Origin of the sequence: Aeromonas sp. 19NY04SH05-1 (assembly GCF_040581895.1) — a bacterium.
GTDB classification, from domain to species: Bacteria; Pseudomonadota; Gammaproteobacteria; order Enterobacterales; family Aeromonadaceae; genus Aeromonas; species Aeromonas enteropelogenes.
This window is the reverse complement of the sequence record NZ_CP095328.1, coordinates 829,034-843,266: the sequence shown is the minus strand read 5'-3', so window position 1 is coordinate 843,266 and position 14,233 is coordinate 829,034. Positions and strand designations below refer to the sequence as shown.

Here is a 14,233-nt window from a genome sequence, read left to right as displayed (position 1 = left end):
GATCAAGCGCACGTAGATGACAACCGTTCCAGAATGGCTTCGCCAATAGCAGTGCGTGCCTCAATCAGGGCCTCGCGCTGCTCGCCTACATAGGTGAGGGTGATTTCGAGGTCGGGTGCCGGCAGCCAGCCCTCCCCCTTCTCGGACCACTCCACCAAACAGAGGGTGTTGGCAGAGAAGTAGTCGCGGATCCCCATGAACTCCAGCTCTTCGGGATCGGCCAGACGGTAGAGATCGAAGTGGTAGACCTGCCAGCCATCCAGCTCATAGGGTTCGACCAGGGTATAAGTCGGACTCTTTACCTTGCCCTGATGGCCCAGCCCCTGTACCCAGCCCCGGGTCAGGGTCGTTTTACCGGCCCCCAGGGCGCCATGCAAAAACACCGTGGTCGCCTGCTGACAGGCCTGTGCCAGACGGCCACCCAGAGCCACTGTTGCTGCCTCGTCCGGCAGTGTCATCATCAACTGTTTTGCCATGTTCTTCTTTAACTTGTAATGGTGTCGGGATTAACCAGTTTGCGGATCCAGGGCAACAGATCGGACGCCAGCATGCCCCGCTCTCCGTCAGCGGCGGCCAGATCGGCAGCCTCTCCGTGGAGCACGGCCCCCAGCCGGGCAGCCATGGTGGCGGACCAGCCCTGAGCCAAAAGGGCGGCGATTATACCAGATAACAGATCGCCCATGCCGCCACTTGCCATGCCGGGATTGCCCTCGCAACAGAGCGCGATCCCCTCGTCATCGGCAATCAGGGTACCGGCCCCCTTGAGCAGCACAACGCCGCCGTAACGCTGCTGCAAGGCGCGCACTGCGGCAAACCGGTCGGATTCAATCTCGGCGATGGAACACCCCAGCAGCCGAGCGGCCTCGCCAGGGTGGGGAGTAAGTACCCAATTATCCTGATGACGAGGAGCTTGCGCCAGCCAATTCAATCCATCAGCGTCTAAAACCAGAGGAATTTTGCTGGTCAATGCCTGCTCGAACCGGGTGCGAGCCCACTCATCCAGCCCGAGGCCAGGCCCTATGACACGCACCGATGCCCAGCCCCCGTCATCCGCCTCATCGCCTCCCATCAATTCTGGCTGGGATAGACTGACTGGCGGATGAACCGGATGCTGACACACTCGCACCAATCCGGCGCCGGTCCGCAGGCAGGCCCTGGCCGCCAGCAGGATGGCCCCCTGCATGGCGCGATTGCCGCCCACCAGTAGCACCTTGCCATTCATCCCCTTGTGAGCCGAACGCAAGCGCGGCACCAGTTGCGATTTGAGCGCCGGATAATCGAGCCGCCAGGCTGAAGGCGGCACACGCTCATCGGGCATAACGCCAAGCTCATCGCATTCAAGCCGACCGACACAGTCGACCCCATCCCCGGTGAGCATGCCCTGCTTGATGCCGATAAAGGTGAGGGTGCAGGTGGCGCGCACCACGGCCCCCATGGCGCGCCCCGTATCGCCATTGAGTCCGGAAGGCAGATCCACGGCCAGCACGGGCACACCCAAGCCATTGATTGTTGCGACGATCTTTGTCAGTAACGGAGCGAGATGTGTACTGACACCCGTGCCCAGCAGGGCGTCAATGACCAGATCGGGGGGAGGAAGGCTGGCAAGCACCGGGTCTTCGGCCAGCCAGACCTTTCCCCCGCAGGCCAGCCAGGCCTCGGCGGCCACTCTGGCATCCCCCTTCAACTGAACGGGCTCCCTTGCGGCAATCACCACGGGCTCCAACCCATGCTGGCGGGCGAGGCGAGCCAGTACATAGCCATCCCCGCCGTTGTTGCCGGGGCCGGTGAAGATCCACCAGTTGCGACGCTCGGGCCAGTGTCGGATTGCATGGGCAAAGAGGGCCGCACCAGCCCGCTCCATCAGGGCATAGAGCGGTTGCCCTTCACGCCTGGCCCACTCCTGTTCACGGGCGCGGATCTGTTCGGTCCGCCACAGCCCCTGTGATAGACTGTCCGCCTCTTTCTTGCATTCAGCATCCCCGATGACCTGTACCATGACGGCTCCCGACGCTTATCCATTGTCCCGAACCGGCCCAGCCCGGCCCATGATGATGCCTGAGCATCCACTCCTGTTTGCCTTGCAGATCAATTCATTAAGGCATGCAGCGGGATGACGGCCCCCGACTTTGAGCAGTTGGCTCAAGATATCAAGCTCTGGGCCCGCGAGCTAGGATTTGACCAGGCAGGCATCACGGATACGGATCTCGCCATCGAAGAGCCCAGGCTGCAGGCTTGGCTGGATGCAGGCCACCACGGCAGCATGGAGTATATGGCGCGTCACGGCATGATGCGGGCCCGCCCCCACGAGCTGCTGCCGGGCACCCGGCGTGTGCTGTCGGTGCGGATGAACTACCTCCCCTTCGAGGCGGGCTTCGCCGCCACCCTGCGCGATCCGGCTCTCGGCTACATCAGCCGCTACGCCCTCGGGCGCGACTACCACAAGGTGCTGCGCAACCGGCTCAAGCAGCTGGGGGAACGCATCGAGCGGCGCTGCGCTGAGCTGTTTCAAACCACAACCGACCCCATCGGCGAGTGGCGCCCCTTCGTCGATTCGGCCCCCGTACTGGAGCGGCCGCTGGCAGCCAAGGCCGGCCTCGGCTGGGTGGGCAAGCACTCGCTGCTGCTCAATGAGTCGGCCGGTTCCTTCTTCTTTCTGGGAGAGCTCTTGCTCAACCTGCCGCTGCCGCTGGACGAACCGGTCGAAAAGGAACGGTGCGGCAAGTGCATGGCCTGCATCAACATCTGCCCTACCGGCGCCATTGTCGCCCCTTACGTGGTGGATGGCCGCCGCTGCATCTCCTACCTCACCATCGAAAATGACGGTCCCATCCCGCCAGAGTTCAGGCCGCTGATGGGCAACCGCATCTATGGCTGTGACGACTGCCAACTCATCTGCCCCTGGAACCGCTACGCGGACGCCAGCCCGGAGCCTGACTTCAGTGCGCGACCCAATCTGCACCGCCCGCCCCTGCTTGAGCTGTGGCGCTGGAGCGAGAGCGAGTTTCTCAAGCACACTGAAGGGAGCCCCATTCGCCGCATCGGCTACCAGCGCTGGCGCCGCAATCTGGCGGTGGCACTCGGCAACGGGCCGGCCACAGCGGAAGTGATTGACGCCCTGCAACAGGCCCTTGCCGAGGCCAAGCCCCTGGTGGCTGAGCATATCGAATGGGCGCTGGCAACCCTGGCCGGCCGTCGGGAAGAGGAGAGCAAAAAGACTCGCTTGCTGATCCGCTGCATCGAAAAAGGTTTGCCGGATCACGCCTGAGCGATCTGCCCCTTGCCGGCACGCCGCAGTTTTTTCATGCTCTGCCGATCCGTCACGGTCAGCACATTAAAAGGACACCACAGATGCATATGTTGGGAGTGGATATTGGCGGCTCGGGGATCAAGGGCTGTCTGGTCGATACCAAAACCGGCGAGCTGATCGGCGAGCGCCATCGCATTGCCACGCCACAACCGGCCACACCGGCCGCCATTGCCCATACCCTCAAGGCACTGGTGGAGCATTTCAACTGGCAAGGGCCGGTGGGGTGCGGTTTTCCCGCCACCATCCACCACGGGATCGCCAAGAATGCCTCCAACATCGACAAGAGCTGGATAGAAACCGACGCCGTTCACCTGTTCAGCGATGTCACCGGCCAGCCCTGCTACGTGCTGAACGATGCCGATGCCGCCGGTCTGGCCGAGATGAAATTTGGCGCAGGCAAGGAGCGCCAGGGGGTGATCATCCTTATCACGGTAGGCACCGGCATCGGTACGGCGGTGTTTGTCAACGGCCACCTGCTGCCCAATACCGAGCTGGGTCATCTCGTTCTGGAAGGCATGGTCGCCGAGCACTACTGCTCGGATGCGGTGCGCAAGCGCGAAGATCTCTCCTGGAACCGCTGGGGAAAGCGCTTCAACAAGTATCTGGCCCGCCTCGAGTTTCTGTTCTCCCCCGACCTCTTCATCCTGGGGGGCGGCAGCGCTGCCAAACTGGAGAAGTTTGTCGACCGCATCCAGACCCGGGCGCCGCTCATCCCGGCGGCCAGCCTCAACCAAGCAGGCATCATAGGGGCAGCCCTCTATGCCGCCGAGCAGCATCAGGGCTGAACACTTCGGCATTGTGACTACCTCCCATAATCAAGGGGCCCGACAGCCATGCCGGGCCCTTCTTTCATATGGCCTTACAAATCGTCCAGGCGATGCACCCCGTGTACCAACCGGGTCAGGCGGGTCTGCTCCAGCCGGGCCAGATTCTCGAGCAGCGCCGCCGTATCCGAGGTCGGGCACTCGCGGGCCAGATGATTGAGCTCGCCCACCAGCTGCTCTTCCCAACTACACACCCGGGTGACGATATCCTGGGTCTGGGCCGTGGCTGGCAGCTCGAACTGGCGAATGCCGGGCAACATGTCTTCGCTAAACCCCTGCTCCAGCCAGGTCTCCCTTACCGCCTCGGTCAGCTGGCTGCCATACTCGTGCAGGTGAGCGCAGGCGGCGTCTTCCCGCCCCTGCAAATACACCAGCAACATCCGGCTGCGTTCACTGTCCACCTGAGCGGCCAAGCGCCCGTAGCAGAGCCCAAGCTGGTGATGTACCTGCTCCAGATAGTGCAGCAACTGTTTGATCTGTTGGAATCTCATCGCACTGCCCTCCTTGTCTGATGTCCATCCCAGTATAAAAAACCATCTTTCGTGCCCCAATCAGGATCGCGCTGCCCCTTGCGCTATATCAAATGAACGGGCAAGAAGTGCCATAGACGAGGAAACGGGAACGATTTGTGCAACAAAAAGTAAAAAGATAGGGCGGGGCGTGCATAGGTGCTTCAAACGAAGCAGAACAAAAAGGTCGTGCAAAATCCAATATAAATGACATTCAAGCCAGGATTTCCATGTTAAATTCGGATTGATAGCCACATTCATGAATTCAATATTTAGCCCCTCTTCGCCACAAAACATCATCTCGGGAAGGGCATCCTTTTTCTCACTTTTTTAGACGTCTAGATGTATAAATGGTCGTTGACACGGCCATCCAGACATCTTAGCATCATCCTCCATGATGGCAGTGTCACCCAGTGAAACCTCTGCCCAATTCACCCGCCTGTAGCGCCCTGTGCTTTAAGGCTGTTAGCACGGAAGAATCCCATGATTAAGTTGATCGGTCTCAACAAAGTCTACGGTAAAGGCAGTGATGCCGTGCACGCCCTGCGTGATGTCAGCCTGCATGTGCCCCAAGGCAAAATTTTCGGGGTGATCGGTGCCTCCGGCGCCGGCAAGAGCACCCTCATTCGTTGTGTCAACCTGCTGGAGCGTCCGACAGAGGGCCAGGTCATCGTCGATGGCCAGGATCTGGTGACCCTGAGCGAACGGGACCTGACCCAGGCCCGCCGCCAGATCGGGATGATCTTCCAGCACTTCAACCTGCTGGCCTCCCGTACCGTCTCCGCCAACATCGCCTTCCCGCTGGAACTGGCGGGCTGGAGCAAGGACAAGATCCAGAATCGGGTCACCGAGCTGCTGGCGCTGGTCGGGCTGGAAGCCCGCGCCCACGCCTATCCGTCAGAGCTATCCGGCGGCCAGAAGCAGCGGGTCGCCATCGCCCGGGCGCTGGCCCCGGCCCCCAAGGTGCTGCTGTGCGATGAGGCCACCTCGGCCCTCGACCCGCAGACCACCCGCTCGATCCTGACCCTGCTCAAGGAAATCAACGTCAAGCTGGGGCTCACCATTTTGCTCATCACCCACGAGATGGACGTGGTGAAGGGGATCTGCGACGAAGTGGCCATCATCAGTGACGGCCGGCTGATCGAGCAGGGCGAAGTGGCCTGGTTCTTCAGCAATGCCAAGACCCAGCTGGCCCGGGATTTCATCCACTCCACCATCCACCTGGAAGTACCCCAGGAGTATCAGGATCGGATGAGTACGGAGCGGGTACCCGCCAGCTATCCGCTGGTAAAGCTCGGCTTTACCGGCAGCACGGTCGACACGCCGCTCATCTCGGAGGCGAGCCGCCGCTTCAACATCGACATCAGCATCCTGAGCGCCGACATCGAATACGCCGGCGGCGTCAAGTTCGGCTTCCTGCTGGCGGAACTGTTCGGGGATGAGGCCCAGTGCGAGGCCACCCAGCAGTTCTTCATCGACAACCATATTCAGCTGGAGGTAATGGGTTATGTCCGAAGCAATGATTAATCTGCTGTTCACGGCCCTGGGCGACACCCTCATCATGGTGTTTGCCTCCGCCCTGTTCGGCTGCCTGCTCGGTCTGCCGCTCGGCGTGGCGCTGCACGTGACCAAGGCCGGCCAGATCCTGGCCAACCCGCTGCTCAACCGCACCCTCGGCATGGTGGTCAACATCGGCCGTTCGGTGCCCTTCATCATCCTGCTGGTGGCCATCATCCCGCTGACCCGGCTGATCGTCGGCACCAGCATCGGCACCATCGCCGCCATAGTGCCGCTGACCGTCGGTTGCATCCCCTTCATCGCCCGCCTGGTGGAAGGGGCCCTGATGGAGGTGCCGGACGGCCTGCTGGAAGCAGCCAAGGCCATGGGCGCCAAGCCCCTGCAAATCATCACCAAGGTGCTGCTGCCCGAGGCCCTGCCCGGCATCCTCAACAGCGTCACCATTACCCTGGTGACCCTGGTCAACTACTCCGCCATGGCCGGTGCCATCGGTGGGGGCGGTCTGGGTGATGTGGGTATCCGTTACGGCTACCAGCGATTCGACCCGACCGTCATGCTGGTCACCGTGGTTATCCTGGTTGTGCTGGTTCAACTCATCCAGAGCGCAGGTGAGCGCCTGGTCAACAAATACGATCATCGTTAATCGTCGATTTCTGACAGGAGGTTTTATGAAATTTGGCATCAAATCCGTTGCGGCTGCCCTGCTGGCTGGCCTGGTACTGGCCGGCTGCGGCCAGAAAGAAGAGAACAAGAGCCTGAAGGTAGGCGCCATAGCCGGCCCTGAGACCGAGCTGGTCGAAGTGGCCGCCAAGATCGCCAAGGAGAAATATGGCCTGAACGTCGAAGTGGTGACCTTCTCCGACTACGTCACCCCGAACGTGGCTCTGAACGATGGCAGCATCGACGTCAACGCCTTCCAGCACAAACCCTATCTGGATGCCCAGATCCGTGATCGCGGCTTCAAGCTGGTGCCGGTCGGCAACACCTTCGTCTATCCGATCGCCGGTTACTCCAAGAAGATCAAGGCGCTGAACGAGCTGCAGGATGGTGCCCAGATCGCGGTACCGAACGACCCGACCAACCTGGGCCGCTCCCTGATCCTGCTGGAGAAGCAGGGCCTGCTGACCCTGAAAGAGGGTGCCGGCCTGGAAGCCACCGTACTGGATATCACCAACAATCCGCGTAACTTCAAGATCGTCGAGCTGGAAGCAGCCCAGCTGCCCCGCTCCCTGGAAGACGTGGATCTGGCCATCATCAACAACACCTTCGCTGGCCAGATCGGTCTGACCCCGAGCGAAAACGGCCTGTTTGTTGAAGACAAGGAGTCCCCCTACGTCAACCTGATCGTGGCCCGCGAGAACAACAAGGATGACGAGAAGGTCAAACAGTTCGTCCAGTCCTTCCAGACTGACGATGTCTACAAGAAAGGTCAGGAGCTGTTCAAGGGCGGCCTGGTCAAAGGCTGGTAATCATCCATTCGGTAAAAAAGGCCACGCTTTGCGTGGCCTTTTTATTAAGCGCCGCTATCATATCCGCGAGCACGGCAACACGAACATACTGATCACATGAAAAAATGGTATCTGGCCTACTGCAAGCCAAAAGAAGAGGCCCGCGCCCGCGCCCATCTCGATGCCCAGGGTATCGAATCCTATTACCCCATGGTGGAGATCGAGAAGCTGCGCCGGGGCAAGCGGGTTCCCGTTCGGGAACCCATGTTTCCCAACTACCTGTTTATCTTCGTCGATCTGAACGAAGTCACCCCCATCACCCTGAAGTCGACCCGCGGCATCAGCCGGATCATCCACTTCGGCAGCGAATGGACGCCCATCAACAGTGCGCTTGTCTATCAGCTGATGAGCAAGGATGACAGTGACGAGGCGAGAGCCAGTTACGCCAGGCTGCCCAGCCAGGGGGACAAGGTGAAGATAGAGACCGGTCCCTTCGCCGGTTTTGAAGCCATCTATATGGAACCCGATGGCGAGAAGCGGGCCATCCTGCTGGTCAACCTGCTCAACCAGGAGACCCCCTGCAGCCTCGAGAATGCCACCTTCCGCCGTCTCGATTAGCCGCGATAACGCCAGGTGGCGGCTTGCTCCGCCACCGCTTTCGAACCTGCCGACCCTCTTTCCTGCCAACCTTTCTCATTCGGCACCAACCGCACTATCCAGCCCATAGGCCAGGCACAGCCCCCATCAGCCAGACAGCAGTGCTGGCAAGCGTTCCAACCAGGCTACATGCCAGTTTTTCAGCTCGTGACGGGGCATCGGCCGGGCGGAGAAAAATCCCTGGCAGACATCGCAGCCAAGTACCGCCAGCTGGCGCCAGGTCTGCTCGTCTTCCACTCCTTCCGCAACTGACTTGAGCCCCAGTTTACGGGCCAATTCGATGCTGGATTCGATAATGGCCAGACGAGAAGGATCGGCATAGCAGCGATCCACAAAGGATCGATCCAGCTTCAATTCGGTAAACGGCAGCAGCGCCAGCTGCTGCATGGAGGAGTAGCCAGTACCGAAATCATCGATGGAGAGGCCAAAACCGTGCATGCGCAGACGCGTCAGCACCTCCAGGGACTTGCCCAAATCCTGGACGAAAGAGCTCTCGGTCACCTCCAGGGTGATCAACTCGGGATTGATGCTCCAGCGTTGACACTGGTTGATGAGGGAGTGGCAGAGATCCCCCTCGATCAGGGATGTCGTGGAGAGGTTCATCGACAGATTCAATGACAGACCCGTCTCTTCCCAGAGATGACCATCACGGAGCGACTTGCTGATGATGACCTCGGTCAGCTGATCGATGAGCCCATTGTTCTCCGCCAGGGGAATAAAACGGGCGGGAGAGATCATGCCATATTCCGGGTGCTGCCAGCGGGCCAGCGCCTCCATGCCCACCCACTGACCGGTCACAAAGCTCACCTTGGGCTGGTACCAGGGCAGGATCTGGTCCCGCTCGAGGGCCAGTTGCAACTCGACGACGTCGATGCCGTACCCCTCTTCGCTATGTTGTGGCTCTTGTCCGGGGGACCAGGTGTCGATCAGTTGCCGGATCTGCTGCGGACTTGAGGGCTTTTCGAGCCGCCCCAGCACCTGCAGGCCATAGGCGGCACTCATTCGCAGCACTGCCGCCACCACGTCATCCTCCAGGGCACTGGAGAGGATAATGCCCCCCTTGAAGCCCCCCAGAGAGAGGCGGCGCAACAACGCCATGCCATCCATGCCGGGCATGCGCAGATCACAGATAAGAATGTCGACCTGATGATGCTGGCAAAGCGCCAACGCCGAGAGGCCATCCTGCGCCTCCAGCAGTTGCTGATATCCGAGGCTGCGGATCTGGTGCAACAGGGTCTTGCGCTGGAAGGCGTGATCTTCCACCACCATGATAACCAGCTCATCTTCTCTCTTATTCATGGATCCACAGTCCCATTTCGCGTGTTACTTCATGCATGGCGGCATTCACACCGGCTGCCAACGCCTCGAGTTCATCCAGCTGTTTCAACCGGGCGGCCGACTCCAGCCTGGCCGCCTGCTCCGCCAGTGCGGCTTCACCGACCATGCGGGCTGCCCCCTTGATGCGATGGGCTATCTCCATCAATTCCCGGGTATCACGAGCCGCCGTCGCTGCCATCATCTCTTGGCAATCAGCCTGATTTGATGCCAGATATTCTCGCGCCATGGTGCAGGCCAGGGCCTCATCACCAAACAGATCCCGCCAGCGGCTGGCTTGCTCGAGGGCAGAAGTCGAGTCGGCTGGCTCAGCTGCATTGGTGCCGCTTGCAGGCAACCACTTGGTCAGCAACTTGCGCAGCGATTCCAGTGCATAGGGTTTGATCAGCATGCCATTCATGCCGGCCGCCGTCATGCTCTGGGTCGCCTCCTCGGACGCATCGGCGGTCACCCCTATGATGGGGGCCTGCTCTCCCTGGCTGCGCAGGGTTCTCGCCAGGGTATAGCCATCCATGACCGGCATATGGCAATCGGTCAGCAGCAGGGCAAAACGCTGCCCTTGCCAGGCACGCAGTGCCTGCTCGCCATTATCCACCACCTCGCAGTCGACCCCAAGAATCGCCAGCTGGCGGACCAGCAAGGCCCGGTTCACCGGGTGATCATCGGCCACCAGCACACGGCCATCCAGAGTTGCCGTTGCTTCGTCCTGGCTTGGCATGGCATGGTCGGCCAGCAGATCGCGGCACGTTTCCAGCAGCAGGTCCGGGTAGAGGGGGGATTGACCGAGTCGCCACCAGTGGCTGGTGCCAAGCCGCCCCCGCAGCGCCTCCCGGGGGGAGATAACTATCCCCTTGAGACTGGCGTGCTGTAACCAGCGTTGCCATTCGCTGCCAAGCGCTCGCTCGAGGCTTTGTTCATCCGCCAGCAGCAAGCCTTCCAGCTCCCCATCTAGCTGGCTGCCATCAATGGGATGCAGGGTAGCACCGAAACGGATCATGGTTGCCTGCAGCAGCGGCTCATCACTGAGCAGCCACCAGTGGCTGCCGGCCAGTGCCGGGGTATCCCACCGGCAGTCGGAAAGCGGGATGGTGAAGCTGAAGCTGGCCCCCTCACCGGCCCGGCTGGTGAGGGAGAGTGTTCCGCCCATTTTGCGCACCAGCTGATCGCAGATGGCCAGCCCCAGTCCGGTGCCGCCAAAACGGCGATTGATGTCGGACTCCACTTGCTCGAACGGAGTAAACAGCAACCCTTGCTTCTCTTCGGCGATCCCGATGCCGGTATCACTCACCGTGATGACGAGGGCGCCATCGCGATAGCCAACCCGGATGCCGATGCTCCCCTGCTCGGTAAACTTGACCGCATTGCTGAGCAGATTGGAGATCACCTGCCCCACGCGAATGGCATCGAGCACCGCCTGGTCGGGGATCTGCGACTCCCAGTGCAGCGTCACCTTCAACCCCTTGCCGTAGGCCTGGGCCGCATGGCCACGGATCACATCGCAGATGACGGACTGCAGGCGGCCGGGATGGTAATCGAGCTGGAACTGCCCCGCCTCCATCTTGGAAAAATCGAGAATATCGTTGACCAGATAGAGCAGATTGTTGGTGGAGCTCTCTACATTGCGCAGCAGGTAGCGCTGATCCTCGTCGAGGGAACTCATGCGCAGCAGCTCCAGCATGCCGTGCATGCCGGAGATGGGAGTTCGCAGTTCGTGGCTCATGGTCGCCAGGAAGCGGCTGCGTGCCTGCATGGCCTGCTCGGCAGACGCGCGCGCCTCGCGCAGCTCGAGCTCTTGCTGCTTGAGGGTGGTGATATCCTGCACCACACCGTTGAGGATCAGATCGCCACTCTCCTGCGGGACGAAGTTGCCCCGCACCTGCAGATATCGCGTCCCCGCAGGCGAAGGTACCATGACTTCCAGATCCAGTGGCGTCAGGGCCATGGCATGGGCCGCCACCTCGCTGACGAACGCCTGCTGCATCTCCTCACCGAGATCGAATACCGCCCCGCCAGGCTGGGCCTGCAACAAGCTCTCCGCCGGTTTGCCAAGGATCTCTTCGGCGCCACGCGAAACATAGAGAAAACGCCCTTTCCCCGCACCCTGCCACAGATATTGATAAACGACCCCGGGCATGCTGTCGGTCATGTCCTTCAACCGGGTTTCGGCTTCACGCACCTTGCTTTCGGCCGCCTTGATGGCGCTCACATCGGTCAGCACCGTCAGTACGCCCTGAATGCTCCCATCCGCAGCGCGGTAGGGCAGTTTCACATAGATGACGTGGAACAAGGTGCCATCTCGATTGCTGCTCTGCCCCGCCCCGGCGATGATCTCACCGGTCGCCCAAATCTGGCGCTCCTCGCGCAGCATCTGCTCCCGCTCGTCCGGACGCATGTTGCTCCAGCCATCCCCCAGTTCGGCCCCGATGAAGGTCTCCCGATAGGCCTTGTTGCACAGGGTCAGGGTCTGCTGGCGATCCCGCAGCGCCACCATGTTGGGCAAGGAATCGAGCAGGGTCTGGACAAATACCAGTTGTTCGTTGAGCTTTTGCTCCGCCCGCTGGCGCTGGGCTATCTGGCGTCGCAGACTCCTGACCCAGATAAACGCCAGCGCGCCTATGACCACCACCCCGCCCAGAGAGAAGGCCAGCCAGCGGTAAAGCAGCGTATTGTCCTGCTCCATGTTGATGGAGATATTGAGCCATTTGCGCTCCAGCAGGGCCCACTCATCGTCGCTGATGGTCAGCAGCAACTTGTCCATGATGCGGGTCAATTCTGGCTGGCTGTGCGCCACCGCCATGCTGATCGGCGTGCCAAACTGGCTGCTGGCATAGACGACCTGGTACTTGTCGTTGAAGCCCTGCATCGCCTGACGACCGATGTTGGTCATGGTCAGCAGCACATAATCCGCTCGCCCGTCATCCAGCATCGACAGCAGCTCGTTATCCGTACTGGTCTGGACCAGGATGCCACCATTGGCATTGACCACCGAAGATTCGTAAGAACCCACCACACCACCAACCCGATGACCACGCAAATCAGCGAGAGAGGCCAGGTTCTTGCTCCCCCGCTTGGCGACCACGTACGAATTGAGCATCAGGAAAGGAGACGTAAAAGAGGCGTAGCCTCGCCGCTCATCCATCACTGTAATGAGGGGGATAAGATCCACCTGCTGGCGGCGCAGCAGTTCGAGGGATTGGGTCCATGAATCCGTTGGCGTCAACTCGAAGCGAATACCGGTGCGCAGGCTCAGCAGCTTCATCAGATCCGCCGCGTAGCCGTGCAGCACACCTTCCTTGTCGATTTCACTGATCCCGGCGAAGGCCGGTGCCACCGCAAATCGAACCACTTCTCGCTTTTTCAACCAGGCCCGCTCCTCTTCATCCAGCAGATGAGCGAGGCTGACGGGAGATTCATCTCTCCCCAGACGCAGCCTGGAATCGGTGATCGGCACCCGCTGGTAAGCCTCGAGCAGTCGATCTCTCAAGGCGATATTGCCCTTCCTGATCGCAATCGTCAGTACTGTGCCTTGCAACCACTCCGGATTGACGATCCCCAGCGGGCCGGACATGTGCTCCATGGCGTTCTTCAGCGCGGGCTCCAGACCCACATAGGCATCGGCCAGACCCAGTTTCACCCTGTAGCTGGCCTCGTCACGACTGTTGAGCTGGGTGACGTTCTCTATCCCCATCCTGTCCAGGATCTGGCAGGAACCAAACCCGCGCACACACACCCAGCGCAGTTGCTTGGCCTGCTCAAGGGTGAGCATCTGGGCAGGTTCTCGCAGCAGCACCACCCTATCATAGCTCCCCAGATAGCCGACCTGGCTGACTTCGCGATGATCCAGGCTATCGCGCGGGATGCCAAACAGCGCATCCACTTTCCCGTCGATCAGCGCCTGTTGCGCTTCGACATAGGAAGCGTAGGGAACATAACGCACCTCTCTTCCCATCTCGGCGGCAATACGCAGGGTCAGCTCCCGCTGGGGCCCAGCATAATGACCGGCGGACATGGCATAGAGAAATGGTGGGTAGCCTTCCCGTGGTACCCCCACCACCAGTTCGGGTACGGATTGCTGCTCGACGGTACCGCTATCTTCATATGCAGACTGCGCCGCAGCGCTTAACGGACTGCTCAGTAGCAGCCACGCGAGCCAGGCGAAGAAAAAGTGGCGAAAAAGAGGCATGAACGTCTTGTCCTGATGAGTGAAATCGATAATGCAGCTATCGCCCATCTTGCTGGCAATTGCACCACAAGGCGAGAAAACATACGCATCCGTCACAAACGGGGCCAAGAGGATAGAGGTATATCTAATAAAAGTGAATAAAAGACCTACTTTTTATGGCAGAAAAAGTGACAGGCTCTGGCCTGTCACGCCACAGGGGTTGGGGGGATGACTCCCCCCTTGATCAGGTTATTCGATTCCCGAGCCGAAAGCCGGTTTGATACTCCCGCTCACGGACGTGGGTGACATGGGAAACCTGCCCCTCATACCCCTCCAGACCGATATCCTTGAGCAAGGCCGGCGAAAGGTTGACCTGCGTCAGGCGACGCTCGACATGGGCGATCCGCTTCTGGACCAAGGACTCTACACTGCGCAGTAAAACCAGTTCGATTGACATGACATTCTCCAGTTGA

The 14,233-nt window shown here is 60.4% G+C and carries 12 protein-coding genes; 6 read left to right on the top strand and 6 right to left on the bottom strand.

What is annotated here, in order from left to right; translation table 11 throughout:
* Positions 1 to 2 precede the first annotated feature (2 nt).
* Together tsaE and MRK42_RS03985 are read right to left on the bottom strand one after the other, a co-directional pair.
* On the bottom strand, positions 3 to 476 hold the full coding sequence (gene tsaE / locus MRK42_RS03990; RefSeq protein ID WP_042028249.1) for a tRNA (adenosine(37)-N6)-threonylcarbamoyltransferase complex ATPase subunit type 1 TsaE: 474 nt from the start codon (positions 474 to 476) through the stop codon (positions 3 to 5).
* Positions 477 to 484: 8 nt separating this feature from the next.
* Positions 485 to 1,996 carry an NAD(P)H-hydrate dehydratase gene (locus MRK42_RS03985; RefSeq protein ID WP_216993014.1) on the bottom strand — a complete coding sequence of 504 codons (1,512 nt, stop codon included), beginning with the start codon at positions 1,994 to 1,996 and terminating at the stop codon, positions 485 to 487.
* Positions 1,997 to 2,110: 114 nt separating this feature from the next.
* Between MRK42_RS03985 and queG the strand changes: the two genes are divergently transcribed.
* Positions 2,111 to 3,265, top strand: coding sequence for a tRNA epoxyqueuosine(34) reductase QueG (queG, locus tag MRK42_RS03980; RefSeq protein ID WP_042070131.1), 1,155 nt, complete (start codon positions 2,111 to 2,113; stop codon positions 3,263 to 3,265).
* Between the two features lie 83 nt (positions 3,266 to 3,348).
* Positions 3,349 to 4,092, top strand: coding sequence for a polyphosphate--glucose phosphotransferase (gene ppgK / locus MRK42_RS03975; RefSeq protein ID WP_042070132.1), 744 nt, complete (start codon positions 3,349 to 3,351; stop codon positions 4,090 to 4,092).
* A 74-nt stretch (positions 4,093 to 4,166) separates the two neighbouring features.
* Here ppgK and MRK42_RS03970 read toward each other — a convergent pair whose 3' ends face one another.
* Complete coding sequence (locus tag MRK42_RS03970) at positions 4,167 to 4,622, bottom strand: hypothetical protein (RefSeq protein ID WP_026457144.1); 456 nt, start codon at positions 4,620 to 4,622, stop codon at positions 4,167 to 4,169.
* 501 nt (positions 4,623 to 5,123) lie between these two features.
* Between MRK42_RS03970 and metN the strand changes: the two genes are divergently transcribed.
* From metN to rfaH, 4 genes are all read left to right on the top strand, one after another.
* Positions 5,124 to 6,167, top strand: coding sequence for a methionine ABC transporter ATP-binding protein MetN (gene metN, locus MRK42_RS03965; RefSeq protein WP_201942127.1), 1,044 nt, complete (start codon positions 5,124 to 5,126; stop codon positions 6,165 to 6,167).
* Positions 6,148 to 6,801, top strand: coding sequence for a methionine ABC transporter permease (locus MRK42_RS03960; RefSeq protein ID WP_042070135.1), 654 nt, complete (start codon positions 6,148 to 6,150; stop codon positions 6,799 to 6,801). The genes metN and MRK42_RS03960 overlap by 20 nt, the downstream gene beginning before the upstream one ends.
* 25 nt (positions 6,802 to 6,826) lie before the next feature.
* The gene (gene metQ, locus MRK42_RS03955) at positions 6,827 to 7,627 is read left to right on the top strand and encodes a methionine ABC transporter substrate-binding lipoprotein MetQ (RefSeq protein WP_042070136.1); all 801 of its coding nucleotides are present in this window, start codon (positions 6,827 to 6,829) and stop codon (positions 7,625 to 7,627) included.
* Positions 7,628 to 7,723: 96 nt separating this feature from the next.
* Positions 7,724 to 8,224 carry a transcription/translation regulatory transformer protein RfaH gene (gene rfaH / locus MRK42_RS03950; RefSeq protein WP_042028240.1) on the top strand — a complete coding sequence of 167 codons (501 nt, stop codon included), beginning with the start codon at positions 7,724 to 7,726 and terminating at the stop codon, positions 8,222 to 8,224.
* Positions 8,225 to 8,350: 126 nt separating this feature from the next.
* Here the strand turns inward: rfaH and MRK42_RS03945 are convergent, their stop codons facing one another.
* The 3 genes from MRK42_RS03945 to MRK42_RS03935 form a co-directional block, all read right to left on the bottom strand.
* Positions 8,351 to 9,562, bottom strand: coding sequence for an EAL domain-containing response regulator (locus MRK42_RS03945; protein ID WP_201942132.1), 1,212 nt, complete (start codon positions 9,560 to 9,562; stop codon positions 8,351 to 8,353).
* Positions 9,555 to 13,781: a transporter substrate-binding domain-containing protein gene (locus MRK42_RS03940; RefSeq protein WP_354688902.1), complete on the bottom strand. Its 4,227-nt coding sequence runs from the start codon at positions 13,779 to 13,781 to the stop codon at positions 9,555 to 9,557. The genes MRK42_RS03945 and MRK42_RS03940 overlap by 8 nt, the downstream gene beginning before the upstream one ends.
* Positions 13,782 to 14,004: 223 nt before the next feature.
* A complete protein-coding gene (locus MRK42_RS03935) occupies positions 14,005 to 14,217 on the bottom strand; it encodes a hypothetical protein (RefSeq protein ID WP_026456921.1) in 213 nt (70 codons plus the stop codon).
* Positions 14,218 to 14,233: the final 16 nt, after the last annotated feature.

Excerpts from the sequence above, each read along its gene's own strand:
- MRK42_RS03985 (WP_216993014.1), bottom strand. The coding sequence starts at position 1,996 with ATGGTACAGGTCATCGGGGATGCTGAATGCAAGAAAGAGGCGGACAGT.
- queG (WP_042070131.1), top strand. The coding sequence starts at position 2,111 with ATGACGGCCCCCGACTTTGAGCAGTTGGCTCAAGATATCAAGCTCTGG.
- metQ (WP_042070136.1), top strand. The coding sequence starts at position 6,827 with ATGAAATTTGGCATCAAATCCGTTGCGGCTGCCCTGCTGGCTGGCCTG.
- MRK42_RS03960 (WP_042070135.1), top strand. The coding sequence starts at position 6,148 with ATGTCCGAAGCAATGATTAATCTGCTGTTCACGGCCCTGGGCGACACC.
- rfaH (WP_042028240.1), top strand. The coding sequence starts at position 7,724 with ATGAAAAAATGGTATCTGGCCTACTGCAAGCCAAAAGAAGAGGCCCGC.
- tsaE (WP_042028249.1), bottom strand. The coding sequence starts at position 476 with ATGGCAAAACAGTTGATGATGACACTGCCGGACGAGGCAGCAACAGTG.
- MRK42_RS03945 (WP_201942132.1), bottom strand. The coding sequence starts at position 9,562 with ATGAATAAGAGAGAAGATGAGCTGGTTATCATGGTGGTGGAAGATCAC.
- ppgK (WP_042070132.1), top strand. The coding sequence starts at position 3,349 with ATGCATATGTTGGGAGTGGATATTGGCGGCTCGGGGATCAAGGGCTGT.
- metN (WP_201942127.1), top strand. The coding sequence starts at position 5,124 with ATGATTAAGTTGATCGGTCTCAACAAAGTCTACGGTAAAGGCAGTGAT.
- MRK42_RS03935 (WP_026456921.1), bottom strand. The coding sequence starts at position 14,217 with ATGTCAATCGAACTGGTTTTACTGCGCAGTGTAGAGTCCTTGGTCCAG.
- MRK42_RS03940 (WP_354688902.1), bottom strand. The coding sequence starts at position 13,781 with ATGCCTCTTTTTCGCCACTTTTTCTTCGCCTGGCTCGCGTGGCTGCTA.
- MRK42_RS03970 (WP_026457144.1), bottom strand. The coding sequence starts at position 4,622 with ATGAGATTCCAACAGATCAAACAGTTGCTGCACTATCTGGAGCAGGTA.